We start from the raw sequence: 17,378 nt of genomic DNA, 5'->3' as shown, positions 1-17,378 counted from the left end.
ACTTACGATTTTGCTAAAATGCTTTTATCGGCTTTTGTTTTTACAGCATGCTTTTTATTTTTTCTTAGTGTGTCTATTATTTTAATACTTGCATAATGAACTACGAATGTTACTACTAGAAATAATATCATTAAGAGCAAAGTGTTTAATTCATTTTGCGATTGAAACCCAAAAATTGCCATTCCCCAGCAGATGATAACCCATTGTAATACGTATAGAGAGGTTACGTGTGTGCTACAGTAATAAAATGATTGATATATTTTATTGGGATTTGTATATTTAAGTAATAAGTGAATCAGCCACAATGCCACAAAATTCCATCCTGCTAAATATATAACGCCTCCTGGACCCAAATGAAAAAAGTCATTAAAATGGTATGGTTCATTTGTAAATACTAATACCGCACCTACGATCATAAAAATAAACCCAAAAAGTGCCATCTTTTTGAACATCATATCTTGATCCCTGTTTTTTTCTACATACCATTTTCCAAAAAACATACCAAGTATGATAAAAGAAATCCACGGAAATACAGGAAAATATACCCAATAACCAGTGCTCCACAATAGTTGTGCTATATAATCAAGTATATATATACCTGTTTGTATTTCTGTAAATTCTCTTGATACAGCCGCTATAATTAGTGCTATGATTAAATAAATATATTTATTTTTAATGTATGCTCTTATAAGTGATATAATGATTAAAGATACACCGGCCAATTGCAAAATATCTCCGGTCAATAATAAATATGTATAATTTTCTAAAGAAACAGGAGCTGTCCAACCATATGCCTCTATAAAAGATACTGGCATCAATCCTATCAGAATAGGAAATATAAACTTAAAGAAATTCATTAAATAGGCTACTCCAAGGATCATAAGACCCCTTAGTAATCCACTAGCTAATGTTTGTTTACTGGAAATCATAAAAGAAATTCCCATAGTAATTAAAAAAATAGGAGTTCCTCTGCCTACAAAATGAATAAAATGACCCAAAAACGTGTTTTCCTGAATCTCCTGACTTGCGTGTATCCATAGGGTATGTACAAGAATCATTGCAATGACGCTAAGGCCTCTGCCAAAATCAATCGCTAATATTCTCTTGTTTTGTATAGTTGACATAGTTAAGTTTTAAGAATAGTTAATTTTTGTTAGTTGCAAATGAATATTAATGATTACACAGATTCTGTGAGTGGTTCTTTTTTGATAGTATGTTTGTAGGCTGCAATAGGGTTTTTTAATGTTCCCTCTAAAATCAGACTTTCGATAGGATCTGCAAGGTTTAGCATCTGCCTGGTATTTTTAAGTTGTAATCTGTTTAGACAACATCTGTCAAATTCTGGTATAAATAAATCATATCTTTCATAAACAGGTTGTAGCTCTGGATGCTGTGATTGATATTGATGTATACAGTCGGCTACCTGTTCCCAGAAACATGCTTCTGAATATCCGTGATGTGTATCCAAAATAGCGGACATAAATCTAAAAAAGCTATCAAATATGTCTGTAAAGATTGTTAACACTTTCATGCTATCTGAGGTCTCCGCATATAAGCGCTGTACCTTTTCTGGTAAATCTAAATCAGGATCGAAAACGATTACCTCCTCTGTAATATCTTTCATAAGAATTTTTACAGGTGTATGATTTTCCATGACCATTATTAAATTCTCTCCATGGGGAATAAATACTAATTCATATTTAAAAAAGCAATGGAGTAGTGGACTTAAATATGCTTGTAGATAGCGATCTACCCATGTTTTAGTGTCATAAGGTGATGCATCAATTAATGCGTTGAGAAAAGAATTCCCTTCTGTATCAAGATGTAGGAATGCTGCCATGGTCATTAATTGTTGTTGTTCTTTAATCTTAGTATGAGGACTTTCACGCCATAAGGCAGACAACATTTTATTATGTGCATTTGTTTTTCCTAGTACTTCATAATATGTGTTCTCAAACCCCATCGTAGCAACTTCTCCTAGCATGGTAAAACCTACTTGTTTTAAGAATTCATCTTTTCCTAGTATTTCTGTAATCCACTCGGTAATGGCTGGTGTGCTTTTCATATAATAAGGAGAAAGACCTCGCATAAAGCCCATATTCAGAATAGATAATGCAGTTTTAGTATACATTTTTTCTGGACTACTATGATTGTACAGCGTTCTAATAGATTGCTGCGCTGAATACTCATCATTACTTTCTCCAAGAAATATGATATGCTGATTCGCTATATCTGATGAAAATACCTGAATAATTTTATGATTCCATTGCCAGGGATGTACTGGCATGAATAGATATGCTGCCGGATCTAATCCTAAAGATTCTAATTCAGAATTAAACTTAGCAATTGTATGGATGCCTAATTCTTTTCGCATCATTGTATTATAAGAATGTCCCTGAGCTGATGAATATGTTGCTTTGCTCTTATGTCCGGCCAACCAATATATTTTAAATGGTTGATTGGTCTCCGGGGCATATTTAATATAATCTTCACCATTAAAACCAATTCTACCATTATTTGCAATAAAACAAGGATGCCCTTCTGTCATTGCGTGTTCGATTACCTGAAATGAACCTTGGATTAATTCCTTTGAAAAAAACTGTTGATTCGAATATTTATAAGCTGCACTAGCGAGCGTACTCGAAATTTCTTCAAGGTAAACCGCGAGTAACGTTTCAGGAATTCCTAGCGTATGTCTAAACTCAACTATAAACGATAAGGCTTCTATTTCCTGATTAATTCCATTATGTTTTTTTTGTATGGTTGTTTCGTCTATGACCCAATGATCGAGAGATTTTAATATAGCGCTAAACTCATAGGTAATTCCTGGTGTATCTGATACAATGATATAGGTATCTACTTCATCTATTTCCAGAATTTTTTTAGGCTTCAGAATTAATTCATGTGCAAATTCACTGATGGCTTTTCTAACTAAGGCTATGTTAGCTTTTTTCCAAATGTCAGGTTTTAAATGAGATATGTTTTGCGCTTCAGTGTTTGGTATTGATATCTTATTCATAGTTTTTTGATATTGTTGATATCCGTTACTGGCTTTTCTGAAATCTTCTGGCCTGCAGAAAGCTAATGCAGCTTTTTTTTCTGGTAGGTTTATTTCTTTTAAGTAATAAAATCCTGCCTTTTTATTGAGTTCATGTATCTTTTTGTTTCTAATATCCGGTTCTACCACGATTCTACTAATCTGTGGTTGGGTAAAAAAATAGGATACTATTGTAGAGAATACATTCCATGTAAAGTCGTGTATCTTTTGTTGAGGAGGTGCTACCAGAATATGCATTCCGTAGTCTCCATCTTTTGCATCATAATAAGAGGAAATACGATCAGTAGAAGCTTTATACTTTTCCATTAAAAAAATGGGTTCATCTTTATACATCCCTATAAAAACTTCATAATTTTCTCTGGAGATTAATTGGGTATATTCTGATTTTATAGCTTCCAGAGGTTTGTCCAGCATTCCCCAAAAAGATGCATACGGTTTACTCACCCATTCGTATATGGTATGTATATCTTTTTCTATATCGAGATGACGTAGTTCTATAGTGCCAAAATTCTGAATGGTTTTAGAAAAAACTATATTCATTATTTCTTTATGTTTGTTCATAAGAGTTGTCATGATTAAGAAACTACTGCTACGGTGTTTTTACTATATGCGGCAATTGGATTTTCTAATTTTCCGGCAAATTGCAATAAGGCTACCGGATCGTCCAGATCAATCATTTGTTTATGATTATTTAATTGGAGCCTGTTTAAACATGACAGATGAAAATCAGGAGCAAACAGATCATATTGTTTATATTTTGCTTGGTTATCAGGGTATTGTTCCTGATACTTGTGTATAATAGATGCTACTGTTTTCCAAAATTTCTGCTCAGAAAAATCGGCATGCTCTGCAAGAATATGAGACATAAATCTAAAGAAGCCATCAAATACATCTGTAAATATGGATAGCAGTTTTACATCTTCTGGTACAGGTGCGTACATTCGTTTTAGATGATCTGGTAATGTTACATCTGGATTAAGAATACATGCTTCTTCAGTAATATCTTTTAGTAATGCCTTTACAGGAATATGATCTTCTAACACCATTATTAAATTTTCACCGTGTGGCATAAAGACCAGATCAAAATGATAGAAACAATGTAGTAGAGGACTTAGATATACATCTAGATATTTGTGTAGCCATTGTTCTATTGATATACCTGATTTTTGTATAATTTTAGGTAATAAGGCTTCATTATGTTGATCAATATGGAGAAATGCTGCCATGGTCATGAGTTGTTGCCCTTCTGTGATTGCAGATACCGGACTCTCTCTCCATAAAGAAGCTAACATTTTATTATAGTCATTATGAGGACCAAATTCTTCTACATATGGATTTACGTAACTTACTGAGGCTATTTCTCCCAGCATTCTGAATCCAGTTTGTTGTATAAAGGGATCATTATATAATAATTCCTCCAGCCATACAGCCATTTTTGGTGCAGTACCCAGATAATATAAAGGTAATCCCCTCATAAAGCCCATATTAAGAATAGATAAAGCGGTTTTAGTATACAGTTTATGAGGATTAGTGATATTAAATAATGTTCTGATGGATTGTTGTGCCATATATTGATCCGGACCATATCCAAGACAGATAAGGTTTCCTGTTGCAATTTCCGGAGCATATATATTAGCAACTTTATTAAACCATTGCCAGGGGTGTACAGGTATAAAAAAATAGTCATCAGGGCTATATCCTTTATCTACTATGATTTTCTGAAAAGTTGTAATCGTATGTTGATCTAATTCTTGTTGTATTAATGTATCGTATGGTAATTCTTCTGTTGCGGCATACACTGCCCTGTTTTTATGACCCGCTAACCACAACAAAGAAAATGAGTTACCGGCTTCTGGTGCGTAGGCTCTGTAATCACTGCTATCAAATCCAATGCGTCCGTTATTAGCTACAAAACCCGGGTGCCCTTCTGTCATTGATTGTTCAATTGTCTGAAAATCTGCATCAACCAATTCTTCAGAGGTAGGATTTCCCTTTGAGAGTTTATAAGCACTACCATATAAAGTACTAATGATTTCTTCTAAATATACAGGCATTTGATCATTGCTGATCCCTAGTTGTTTTCTGAATTCTTTGATAAATAAAATGGCATCTAGTGGGGCTTCTTGCTGTTTTTCATTTTTGATGATTGAGTCAGTTTCGATCCAAAAATGATTCATAGCTAATGGTTTCGCTATAAACTGATAATGAATGGTATCAATATCTGTTTGTATGGTATATGTATTCCATCCATTATCTAATTGCTCCAGAAGTGTAGGTTTGATTAACAGTTCGTGACTAAATTCAGTAAGAGCCTTCTTAATTAATAAGGTGGTTGCTCTTTTCCATATTTCAGGTTGTAGGTGGTGAATTGATTGTTGTGGTGATACGGTATTATCAAGAGTATTCATAGCGCTTCTTTTGTGGATTTGTGATGCTTCTGTAAGTTGGTATTGTTCTCTGGACAAGAAAGCCAGTTGTGCTGTTTTTTCTGGTAATTCTATTATTTTATCTAGTTGGAAACCAATTCGCTGGCAAAGAGCAAACATTTTTTTGTTTCTGATGTCAGGTTCTACTAAAATCCTGTTAATGGTTGTATCCTGAAAAACAAACTCCATAATACTCTGGAATAGATGCCAGGTAAAATTTGGAATTTTTTTCTCTGGTGGTGCCACAATAATATGAATACCACAGTCATCTTCTTTTGCATCAAAATGCTTGCAGATACGATCTTGTTGAGGATGATATTTTTCTAATACAAAAACAGGTTGGTTTTTATAAACTCCTACAAAAATATCATAGTGATCCGGATGCATCAATCTGGCATATTCATAGCCCACCTGTTTTAAAGAAAAACCTTGCATTCCCCAAAAAACGGCATAGTCCATGTTGACCCATTGATGTAATGTTTCACTATCTTGAGTGATTCTAAATCGACGAATTTGGATATCGCCCAAGCCATCAACATGTTTTGTAAACAAATAGTGGTCTTTATTGTATGTGTTTTTTAAATTTTGATCCATTATACACTTAGGTTTTTGCTAAATTTTTGATGGCTACTTTTAATTCAACTTTAAAAACAAGGAAGTAAAGTAGTAATGTGATTACAAAACCAATGAAAGCAATCAAAAAGGGTACTTGTAGTCCTTGATTTTCTACAATTAATCCTACAGATATTGAAGATATCAGTACTCCCAGATTTTGAAAAAAATGAACTTTGCTATAATCTAAGGCATAGGAGTCCGGAGTACTTAATTCAAATAACAGGATGTCAAATTTTACAACGCCTTGAAAAATGGCCCATCCATAAATGATTCTACCTATTACAATTGCACCTTCTATAGGTATGCCTTGTGCTAATAGCCCGACAACCCCTATGAGTAAAGCAGAAATAATACCCCTAAAATTGTTACTGCTTTCTCGTTTTGAATTGATCCATAAAGCAAATAAGGCTACAAATCCAGGAATAGCATATATAGTACCAGAAATAAACTTGGAATCATATATGGATACACTTTCCCAATAGGTGGCAAAAAATGGTCGGATCAAAAAATCACTGAAATACAAAATCATTGTAATCAATCCAATCTTAAGGATAAAACCTTTGGGGACTATTTTTTTATCAAAACTATGAGCTGCTGATTCTTCCGTTTTTTGAATTGTATACTTTTTACTGTTTAGTAAATATGCACTCATCCCCATTTGTATAAAATCTCCTGCTGCCATAATCAGATAGATATATCCAGCATCGATCAGATCAACTGTTAATCCACCAATGACGGCGCCTAATATTCCACCTAGATGTACAACCACTGATAATAAACCAATGGTTCCCGGATGTTCTTTTTTAGTGATTATTTTTAGAATATATGGGTACACCAATAGGTAACTTCCTTTAAAAAGGATCATCACTAGCGATATAATCCAGAAATTGAGATAGGAAGTTGTCCAGAAGCAGCAGAGCGCTAAAATACCAGCAATACATTGCGTATAGACTAAAATATTAAGTTCAGCAACCTTTTTTGAAATATAAGCCCAAAATGGAAATGCAATCATGACCATAAAGCATATTGCTGCAAAATAATACCCAACATAGGTAGGATCGGTAACCCCAAAACGTGCTTCAAAAAAATGCGGATAAAAAGGATGTAAGAGATAATCACTAACAACAGCTACTAAGGTCATTAGAATTAAAAAGTTTTTCATAAGACAGGTTCTTGCTTTTCGATTTGTTCTTCTTGTGTCACTTCGAATTGTTGAAAAGCAATTCGTTTTTCAACGGCATAGTGATCAGTACCTGTTAGCTCTTTAATAATATAGGAATTACGATAGCAAGCCATACCCAAATCCGGTGTTACAAATCCGTGGGTATATAATTCTGCATTTTGCACAAAAATATCTGTACCCTTATGATCAATTGCATAATTACGATGTACATCATACCGTTGGTTTTCATCCCAACGAATTTGATCTTTGATACCTTCAATAAATGCCGGTTGCTGATACGCATAACCAGTGGCTAGTATCAACTCTTCTGTTTGGAATTTATAATATTTATCCTCTTCATGCTGATGAATATCCATATAGAAGCGTTCTAAACTTTCATCATAAATAACCTCCTGCACTTCTGAATTGGTTCTAAGATTAATTTTTATATCATGAGTTAATCTTTTGGTATATATAAGATCATAAATATTGGCAATTAAATCCTGATTGATCCCTTTATACAGGTGTTTTTGGTTTTTAATTAAATCATTACGTTTGTCTGATGGTAGATTAAAAAAGTAATCTACATACTCCGGCGAAGTCATTTCCAGTGTAAGTTTTGAATATTCTAGTGGAAAGAACCTGGGTGAGCGTGTGATCCAATTGAGTTCATAACCTCTCTGATCGATTTCTTGTAAGAGATCATAGAAGATCTCAGCAGCACTCTGTCCGCTACCTACTACAGTAATCGATTTTTTAGTTTGTATTTTTGATTTATGTGATAGATATGAGGATGAGTGAATTGCTTTTCCTTTTAGTTTTTTACAACAAGCAGGCACATAGGGTTGATTGCCGGTTCCTAAGATCAATTTTCTACAGAAATATACTTTTTCTTCATTTGTTTTTATACACTTTGTAACTACTGTATAATATTGACCAGCTTCATTATAAGCTGTTGAGATTACTTCAGTTTGGAAATGAATGTTTGATAATTTGCTAAGTGCCCATTGGCAATATTGATTATATTCATTGCGGAGGAGCAAAAAGTTTTCGCGTATATAAAAAGAATAGATCCTTCCTTGTTCTTTGATATAATTAAGAAAGCTAAAGGGACTTGTAGGATCTGCCAACGTTACCAAATCTGCCATAAATGGAATTTGTAAGGTCGTATCCTGTAACAACATTCCTGCGTGCCAGTTAAATTTTTCTTTTTTATCGAAGAAAATGCCTTGTAAGTCTTTGATAGGTTCTGTTAAACAGGCTAATCCCAAGTTCATTGGACCAACGCCTATTGCAATAAAATCTGCTATGTTTTCTTTTGTAGTATGCATGGTCTTATTTAATTATAGTTTTTGTAATTACTTGCCGTTTCTTTGATCATCTTAATGATATTTAAAACATCATCGATCGTACTTTTAGGGTTTAATAAGGTAAATTTAAGATAGATATTACCATGTAATTTTGTGCTGGCTACAGAAGCCTGACCGGATTTAAAAAGCGTGTTTTTGATATATAGATTGATAGTGTCATGAATAGTATCCTCTTTAATTCCAGAAGCTTTATATCTAAATACTAGGGTACTTAGTTCGGGTTTATGTGCTATTTCAAAATAAGGGTCATCTTTGATGCTGTGATACAGATCTAATGCCAGATAGTGTACTTTTTCCAGAAAAGAACCAATAGTTTTTGCCCCTGTCATTTTTAAGGTAAACCATAGTTTTAAAGCATCAAATCTACGTGTGGTTTGTATTGATTTTTCGATCAGATTAGGGCACTCTTCATCTCTATGCTCTAATGGGTTTAGATAATCTGCATAATAGGAAACATATTTAAAATGTTTTGTGTCTCTTACCAAAAATGCACTGGAACATACAGGCTGAAACATTGTTTTATGAAAATCAATGGTTACAGAATCCGCATCTGCTATACCATTTAGTAAGTGTTTATGCGTTTCTGTAACAATATATCCGCCACCATAGGCTCCATCCACATGAAACCAAATATCATATTCTTTCGCAACTTTTGCTATCGTTGTCAAAGGGTCAAAACTGCCAAAATCAGTGGTGCCGGCAGTAGCGACTACTGCAATGGGAATATTACCTGATTGTTTTTCTTTTTCTATCGCCTGAACTAAAGCTTCAGGTTTCATTTTCATACGATCATCTGTAGCTATAGAAATAACAGAATCATATCCCATACCTAATAAGGCAGCATTTTTTTTAATACTAAAGTGAGCCTTTTCTGAACAGAAAAAACGAAATTTTGATACTACATCAGACCAACCATTTTCTTTAAGATTCAATCCATAATGCTTAAAAGCGTGATGATCTCGTGCCATTAATAGCGCCATAAAATTGGATTGTGTACCACCACTGGTAAAGACCCCGTCGGATATAGAGGGTAACCCTATTTCTGAGCAAGTCCATCTTATCATTTCTTGTTCGATCAAGGTAGCAGAAGTACTCTGATCCCAGGTTTCTACAGCGGTGTTAACAGAGGAGGCAATAAGATCACCTATCAATGCAGGTAATAATACAGGACAGTTAAGATGTGCTACATAGTCTGGATGGTGAAATGAAATCGCGTGATCCAGATAGAGTTCTTTTATTTGTGCTAAGGTGTCATCAATTGATAACATTTTTGTCGGATCTGCTTTTATGAGCTGTTCTTTTGATCTTAGTTTTTCTGGGAGTTCACCACTATAAAACTGTGGATTATCTAAGAAGCCAGAGACAGATTGTATCGCTTTTTGAAGGTATTCTTCATAAATATACTTTGATTCTGTATTAAAAAATGGATTAACCTTCTGATCGGTTAATAGGTTGGTTTGTGTGTCGAGTAGCATTTTTTATTTTTATTTGATCTAAATAAGTTTTGCAAATTTAGGATCAAATAAAAGTAACTTTATGACGTATGTTGGATAAAAAAGGACGGACCATTAATTAAACTAGAATTAATTCAAGATGAATTTTGTTTTCTATATTAGAATGATTGAACCTATACTATGTAATAACAAATTGATTTATAATAAATGAGAAAGGTTTAGTTTACCATGTAATTTGAATTAATAATTAAAATACTCTTTTTCCATTTTTTTACTAATGGATACGAGATCATTTAAAATTTTCTCTATAAAAGTTTGAAAATCAACTTCAATTTCTTCAATATATTTATACTTATATTCTGTATAAATTTTATTAACCAGAAAGATAGTAGAGTCCTTCGGAGGTTTCTTCTCTGAGGATAACACCTGAATATGTTCAGCGACTCCGTTTAGACTATTAATCACCGATCGGGGACAGTTTTCATTTAATATTAGAAAATCTAATGTATTAACACTATTGGGAATCTTTTTTTGAAAGCGGTTCATCATATCATATGATTCTACACATTTGAGTAATGTAGACCATTCCAGACTACTGCCTATACTTGCTTCTTTTTGATTGCTAATCACAAGGATATCATGATATTTTGCATTGATAATTCGTATTACCTGAGTAGCTCGATCAAGCTTAAGACCTAGTTTTATAATAGAATATACTTCATCAAATAGAAGAGTAGTTCTAACTTTTGCTTTCAGGATAGCAGTAAACTCCATTATATTAGTCGTAAAGTCATAAAGTCCTTTCTTTACATAATCTTCTACAGAATAATTTAAAACGTAATGATAAAACTTATTAATAGCTTCATATAATTCTGTAGAAATGATATCTCGCGCGCTATTGGCATTTTCACGAGCTAATTTTACACAATTAATAATGGAATATGATTTTTCTGGGTTCAATCCGATATCATATAGTACATCTTTATCATACAATATTTCGTCACTATCATGGGGGTCTCCCACCATAAAAAGCATAGATTTTAAAACAAATTGTCTTGATTGTGAATGGTCATTAGGAGCATCCAAAGAAGAAAAATAGTTAACACATAGATATCTTGCTACGTGTTCTGAGCGCTCGATATAACGCCCCATCCAAAATAGATTATTTGCAACTCTTGCTAGCATATTTTATTTTTTTAAAACCCAGGTATCTTTAGAGCCACCTCCTTGAGAAGAGTTCACTATTAAATTACCTTTTTGCAATGCGACACGGGTTAGTCCGCCTTTTAATGTAAAACTTTTATCTTTTCCTAATAAGGTATATGTTCTCAGATCCACATGACGAGGTTCAAAAGATTGTTCTCCTTCAATATAAGTCGCGTGAACAGAAAGTGACATAATAGGTTGTGCAATATACTTTCTGGGATGTTTTTTAATAACCTCTTTAACTTTTGCAATTTCTTCTAATGTCAATTTATTACCAATAGATATTCCGTAACCTCCAGCTTCATCTACAGGTTTAATAACTAGCTTATGAACGTTTTCTAATACAAACTTAAGGTCATCAGGTCTGCTACAGTGGTAGGTATGTACGTTGTTTAGAATAGGTTCTTCATTGAGATAGTATTTAATAATTTCTGGCATATATGTATATACTGCCTTGTCATCAGCAACGCCCGTTCCGGGAGCGTTTACCAGACATACATTTCCTCTTAGATAAGCCTTAAACAATCCAGGAACCCCTAGTACAGAATCTTTGTTAAATGATTTTGGATCAATAAAGGCATCATCGATTCTTTTATAAATAATGTCTACTCTTTTAGGACCATTAATGGTTTTCATATAAACAAAACCTTTTTCAACAAAGAGGTCTCTTCCTTCCACTAGTTCAACGCCCATTCCTTTTGCAAGATATGAATGTTCATAATAAGCAGAATTAAATACACCTGGAGTTAATACTACCGAGGTTGGGTTGTCTACTCCTTTGGGCTTAACAGTTTCTAAAATTTCTAAAAGATTTTGACTGTAATCTGTTACTGATTGTATTTGATATTTATCAAAAACACCAAATAACGCTCTTTTTAAAGCGGTTCTGTTACATACTACATAACTCACGCCGGATGGACATCTGATATTATCTTCTAATACATAATAATTACCATCTGCATGTTTTATAAGATCTGTTCCCGAAATATGATTGTAAATTCCCCCGGGTGGATTAAAGCCTTCCATTTCTTTAAGGTAATTTGCTGAGGAATTAATTAATTCTTCGGGTACAATACCTTGTTTTATAATTTTTTTGTCATGATATAAATCCCATAAAAACAGATTTAACGCTTTACTACGCTGTAATACGCCTTTTTCGATATGATCCCATTCTTTATGATCAATAATTCTAGGGAACAAATCAAAAGGAAATATTTTTTCTTTTGTTTGATTATTACCGTATACCTGAAAAGTAATACCCTGATTAAAAAATGAAGTTTTTGCTTTCTCATTAAGTATAGAGAAGTCAGGAATAGAATGTGCACCATAAATATCAAATAAGGTTTGATAAACGGGTTTCACTTTATAGTCTTTATCAAAAACTTCATCAAACGTACCTTGTTGGTATGCATATGAAGAAAAAATAGGATGATCTGTATATGAATTCATATTTGATATGTATACTAGCAAGGTATTAATCTTTATTAGCATTTTGAGTAATAATATTTAAAAAATTACATATTAATAATAGGTTATATGCTATGTAATTATTAAAATATTGAATTATAAGCAATAATTGTTTGTGAAATTATAAAATAATTAAGAGCCTTGAATTTGTATTCAATTGTATTTTTTTACGTAGTTTGTTGATAGTTAAATTGTTCAATAACTCATAGTTTACTTTTGAAATTATATTTCATAAAATGTATCTGGATTTACAAGATTGGACACAGTGTGATTAGATGATTTCCTGAAAATGTTATTTATGAAGAGCTAATTTTCGACGTTTTAATATTTAGTGATTAATAGTATTAATTTTAATAGTTAATAAAAATTGAATTGACAGTTTAAAATCTTTTACTTTTGTTAAGTTTGTTATAACGATCACACAAAACCAAAAAGATTAATATGATTGCAATAGAGGTAAATTCACTTCCTATTAAGGAGGTGATGAGTGATATTTCAAAAGCATTTGATACGACATATAATGAAAGTTGTGGTGAATACTTTCTTAATCTACCATCGCATATTGGAACAGGTAATATTAAAGGGATCAATTTTGATAGTGGTATGGGAATTATACAGTACGACTGTATCTTTAGCCAAGATGTAGAATTTCAGTTCACGGTTAATGAGATACACCCATTGAAGTTTTTATATTGTCTGGAGGGTTCTCTTCATCATCATTTTGAGAATTATGAAGAAGTGCATGAGATCACACAATATCAAGAAGCTGTTGTTGCAAGTGACTTATTTAATGGACATATTTTACGATTTAGAGCTAATGTACATACGGTAATCAATAGTTTAGAAATCACACGTGAAAAATTTCAGAGTAAAATTCAATGTGAGCTGATCACCATGGATGAAAATTTGCAGCAATTGTTTAATGATATTAAAGCCGAGAATACTTTTTATCATGACGGTTTTTACAGCCTTAAACTTGCTGATTTATTTAGGGAGATGCAAGCGTTTAATGGTAAGGATTTTGTTAAAAAACTTTTTTTAGAAGGAAAAGCATATCAAATGCTTACGGAGCAAATACTACAATACGAAGATGATTTAGTAGAAATCTCCAAGAGGAATATTCTAAGGAGAACAGAAATCAAACAAATAGAGCAGGCTACAGAGTTAATTAAGAGTAGTATTTCTGAGTTAGATAATATATCTAATATTGCTACAGCAGTAGGACTTAATGCTAATAAACTACAAGAAGGATTTCATAGTTTGTATGGTTTTTCAGTGAATCAATATATTCAACGTGTCCGACTAGACCTTATCAAAGATTTAGTGCTTAATACAGAGTATTCTATGTCTGAAATTGTAGATTTAGCAGGAATATCCAGTAAAAGTTATTTATCTAAAATTTTTCGTGAGGAATATGGCACGGCACCTTCTGAATATCGAAAACATTTTGTTGATTCTTTACTAAAAAAAAGAGATGATAAGAGTAAGAATTAAAAATCAATTATTATAGTTACTTACACTCTCGAATATATGAAAAAACAACGTTGTACTTTTGGGTATATTTGATACTATTGTTGAATTAGTGTTTCATTAATATGAAATATTATTATATATATCTTGGATCCTGAATATAATCTTGTTTTACAATTTTAATGACTTCTATACTTAGAAAATTGAATTCTTCTACCACTTTTCCATAGATACGATAAATTCCTTTTCCATTAAGTTTATATTGTTTGACAGTTTTTGGAAATAGGACGGTATCGAATATTGTTCCGGATTGGTCTAGAAAAGTACCAAAAATCATTTGTTTTCCTGTAGATGTCTTTGTGTTTTTTATTGTGATAAGATATCCATAAATATCAATACGCTTATTCACATAACTTTTTAGTTGAGAAGCATCATTGTTATTAAGAGGTTTTGATGCTAACAATTCATAATATCCACATAATGGAAACCCAAGCGATTCTATTTGCTCGAAAGCAGCCTCTAGTTTTGATGTTTTTAACTGGGGCATGGTATAATTTGTTTGTTTTTGTTCAAATAATAGAGGTTGATGTAGATATTCTGGTACTACATTATTTAATTTGATATGTGCTTCCCATAATAATTCGTGTATGTTTTTTTTTGTGAATTTGAATGCTTCAATTTTAATAAGAATCGTGATTTGTTCAATACTAATTAATATTCTGTCTATAAAATTTGCTAAAGAGGTAAAACTTCCTCGTTGTTGTCTTTCTGATAAGATAGATTCTATTGTTCGATGATCAAGATTTCTAAGCATTAATAAGCCAATAAATATTGTTTTTCCTTTAAGAATATGTTCGTAATGACTAGTATTGATACAAGGTAGTCTTATAGTAGCACCTAGCATTTTTCCTTCGTGTAAGTATATTTCAGGACGATAAAACCCACCACCATTATTAAGGGTTGCAACTATATATTCCAGAGGAAAATAAGCTTTGAGAAATAAACTTTGATAACTTTCTACAGCATAAGAAGCAGAATGTCCTTTTGGAAAAGCATATCCGGCAAAACTGGCTACTTGTTCCCATATTTCCTGAGTTAGTGTATCTTCATATCCTTCAGCTTTACAATTAGTCATAAATTTTTTTTGTACTTCTTTAAATTCTGTCCTGGATCTGAATTTTCCACTCATACCCCGTCTTAGTATATCTGATTCATCTAATGTTAGTTTTGCGAATACGTGTGCTACTTTAATAACATCTTCCTGATATACCATAATTCCGTAAGTGTCACGCATTAATTCTAACATAATAGGATGTGAATTTTTTCTTCTTTCTGGATCATGTTCTCTGAGAATATATTCGCGCATCATCCCACTTTTTGCTACACCGGGTCTAATAATGGAACTTGCTGCAACCAGTCCCAGATAGTTGTCTGTTTTTAGTTTGCTTAGTAACATTCGCATAGCAGGGGATTCCACGTAAAAGCATCCCATACATTTAGCATCCCGTATTAGTGAGTTTACTTTAGAATCTTTTTTGAATCGTTTGATATCATGGATGTCAAAAGTGGCTTTTTCTGGTTGATTGTATTTAATAATGCCTATGGTATCTTTAATTTTTGCTAATCCTCGTTGTCCTAAAATATCAAATTTATATAGTCCCAGATCTTCTGAGATAATCATATCAAATTGTACAGTAGGAAACCCCTTTGGAGGTAAGTTTGTAGCAGCATAATAATGCAAAGGTTCTTCACTAATCAGGATGCCACTGGCATGAATACTTAGATAATTGGGCATCCCTTGTATTAATTGACTATAGGTAATTACTAATTTATTTATTTGATCCAGAGAGTTGATGTTATACGCACCAGTACTTAATTTATCAATTTCAAACTTAGGTAATCCAAATACTTTGCCTAGTTCTCTAACAGCCCCTTTATAATGAAAAGTGACATAGGCTCCCATTAATGCTACGTGATTAAACTCTGAGAAAATAAACTGAGTAATATCCTGTCTGTCTTTCCAGGAGAAATCAATGTCAAAATCTGGAGGACTCGTACGATGTGAATTCATGAAACGCTCAAAATACAGATCTAAATCCACGGGGTCTACATCTGTAATCTTGAGTAAGTATGCTACAATGCTATTAGCGCCGCTACCACGCCCTACATAGTAATACCCTTTAGCCCGCGCATAGGTAATGATTCTCCAATTGATCAGGAAATAGGATACAAAATTCATTTTAGTAATCAAGGATAATTCTTTTTCTATCCGGTCTAATATTTCCTGAGAAGGGTTACGGTATCGATAGGGGAGTCCCTTCTGGCAAAGTTTACGTAATAATATTGCGTCTTTTTTGATACAACCAGTGTATGTTTTTTGATTAAGGGATGGTTTGTTTTTAGAAAAATTAAATTCTATTGTGCAGTTGGATTGTATATAAAGAGTATTTTCTATTATAAAATCAAATTCAGAAAATTTAGCTTGTATTTCTTGTTGCGGAATCATTTTTTCTGAAAAGCAGGCTTGTTGTTCTTCCGGAAGTCGACTGAGCACTATATTATTATCAATAGCTCTTAGTAATCGATGGGCATTAAAATCTTTTTTAGTTCTAAAGGTAACCGGTTGTAGTATAACTAATTTATTCTGTTGTTCATATAGTGGAGAGAACTGAAGCTTAGTAAGCTCACGATCAGAGACTCCAATAAATTCATGTGTGTCAAATTGTTGTTTGTTTATAGCTAATGCTTGTTTAAACGGGTATATGATAAATGCATTTTTGAATGTTGGAGCAATATCAGGAAATGCGATTTTATGATGAGAATGATAAGAAAGAAAATCATTCAATTCTTTGTATCCTTGATTATTTCGTGCTAACCCTATATATAAAGAAATATTATCAGCATTTCTAAAATCGATACCTACAATAGGCTTTATTTGATATTCTTTTGCTTTGCGAATAAAATTGAGACATGCTGATGTATTGTTTATATCTGTTAATGCCAGACAATCTACATTGTTTTTTTTAGCTAATTCTAATAAATCAATTTCAGAAAACGTTCCAAAACGTAAGCTATAATATGAATGGCAATTGAGGTACATTTATTGTTTGTAGTTTCAGGGTTTTAAAGTTTAAAAAGTTTTGTATCCTA

10 protein-coding genes are annotated in these 17,378 nt (G+C 32.6%); 1 reads left to right on the top strand and 9 read right to left on the bottom strand.

The features are described from left to right. Window positions 1-2: 2 nt before the first annotated feature. The 8 genes from ABD816_RS17735 to ABD816_RS17700 all read right to left on the bottom strand — a co-directional run bounded on the left by ABD816_RS17735 (window position 3) and on the right by ABD816_RS17700 (window position 12,740). The gene (locus ABD816_RS17735; protein WP_344929674.1) at window positions 3-1,124 is read right to left on the bottom strand and encodes a heparan-alpha-glucosaminide N-acetyltransferase domain-containing protein; all 1,122 of its coding nucleotides are present in this window, start codon (window positions 1,122-1,124) and stop codon (window positions 3-5) included. Window positions 1,125-1,177: 53 nt separating this feature from the next. Then, window positions 1,178-3,598 (bottom strand): GNAT family N-acetyltransferase, encoded by a 2,421-nt coding sequence (locus ABD816_RS17730; RefSeq protein ID WP_344929673.1) that lies wholly within the window; start codon window positions 3,596-3,598, stop codon window positions 1,178-1,180. Between the two features lie 35 nt (window positions 3,599-3,633). Further along, window positions 3,634-6,078: a GNAT family N-acetyltransferase gene (locus tag ABD816_RS17725; protein WP_344929672.1), complete on the bottom strand. Its 2,445-nt coding sequence runs from the start codon at window positions 6,076-6,078 to the stop codon at window positions 3,634-3,636. Between the two features lie 7 nt (window positions 6,079-6,085). Then, window positions 6,086-7,261 (bottom strand): MFS transporter, encoded by a 1,176-nt coding sequence (locus ABD816_RS17720; protein WP_344929671.1) that lies wholly within the window; start codon window positions 7,259-7,261, stop codon window positions 6,086-6,088. Next, window positions 7,258-8,592, bottom strand: a complete 1,335-nt coding sequence (locus ABD816_RS17715; protein WP_344929670.1) for a lysine N(6)-hydroxylase/L-ornithine N(5)-oxygenase family protein — start codon at window positions 8,590-8,592, stop codon at window positions 7,258-7,260. Before ABD816_RS17715 ends, ABD816_RS17720 begins: the two co-directional genes overlap by 4 nt. Before the next feature lie 8 nt (window positions 8,593-8,600). Beyond that, complete coding sequence (locus tag ABD816_RS17710; protein ID WP_344929669.1) at window positions 8,601-10,106, bottom strand: pyridoxal phosphate-dependent decarboxylase family protein; 1,506 nt, start codon at window positions 10,104-10,106, stop codon at window positions 8,601-8,603. A 219-nt stretch (window positions 10,107-10,325) separates the two neighbouring features. Continuing rightward, entirely contained in the window at window positions 10,326-11,270 is a 945-nt protein-coding gene (locus tag ABD816_RS17705; RefSeq protein ID WP_344929668.1) for an alpha-E domain-containing protein, read from the bottom strand. Window positions 11,271-11,273: 3 nt separating this feature from the next. Continuing rightward, entirely contained in the window at window positions 11,274-12,740 is a 1,467-nt protein-coding gene (locus ABD816_RS17700; RefSeq protein ID WP_344929666.1) for a circularly permuted type 2 ATP-grasp protein, read from the bottom strand. 459 nt (window positions 12,741-13,199) lie between these two features. On the opposite strand from ABD816_RS17700, the gene ABD816_RS17695 reads away from it, so the two are divergent. Then, window positions 13,200-14,252, top strand: coding sequence for a helix-turn-helix domain-containing protein (locus ABD816_RS17695; RefSeq protein WP_344929665.1), 1,053 nt, complete (start codon window positions 13,200-13,202; stop codon window positions 14,250-14,252). Window positions 14,253-14,364: 112 nt separating this feature from the next. On the opposite strand, the gene ABD816_RS17690 is transcribed toward ABD816_RS17695, so the two are convergent. Next, window positions 14,365-17,328: a DNA polymerase III subunit alpha gene (locus ABD816_RS17690; protein ID WP_344929663.1), complete on the bottom strand. Its 2,964-nt coding sequence runs from the start codon at window positions 17,326-17,328 to the stop codon at window positions 14,365-14,367. Window positions 17,329-17,378 lie beyond the last annotated feature (50 nt).

Source organism: Aquimarina addita (assembly GCF_039539305.1).
In the GTDB taxonomy this organism is placed as follows: Bacteria; Bacteroidota; Bacteroidia; order Flavobacteriales; family Flavobacteriaceae; genus Aquimarina; species Aquimarina addita.
This window is presented reverse-complemented; position numbering and strand designations above follow the sequence as displayed.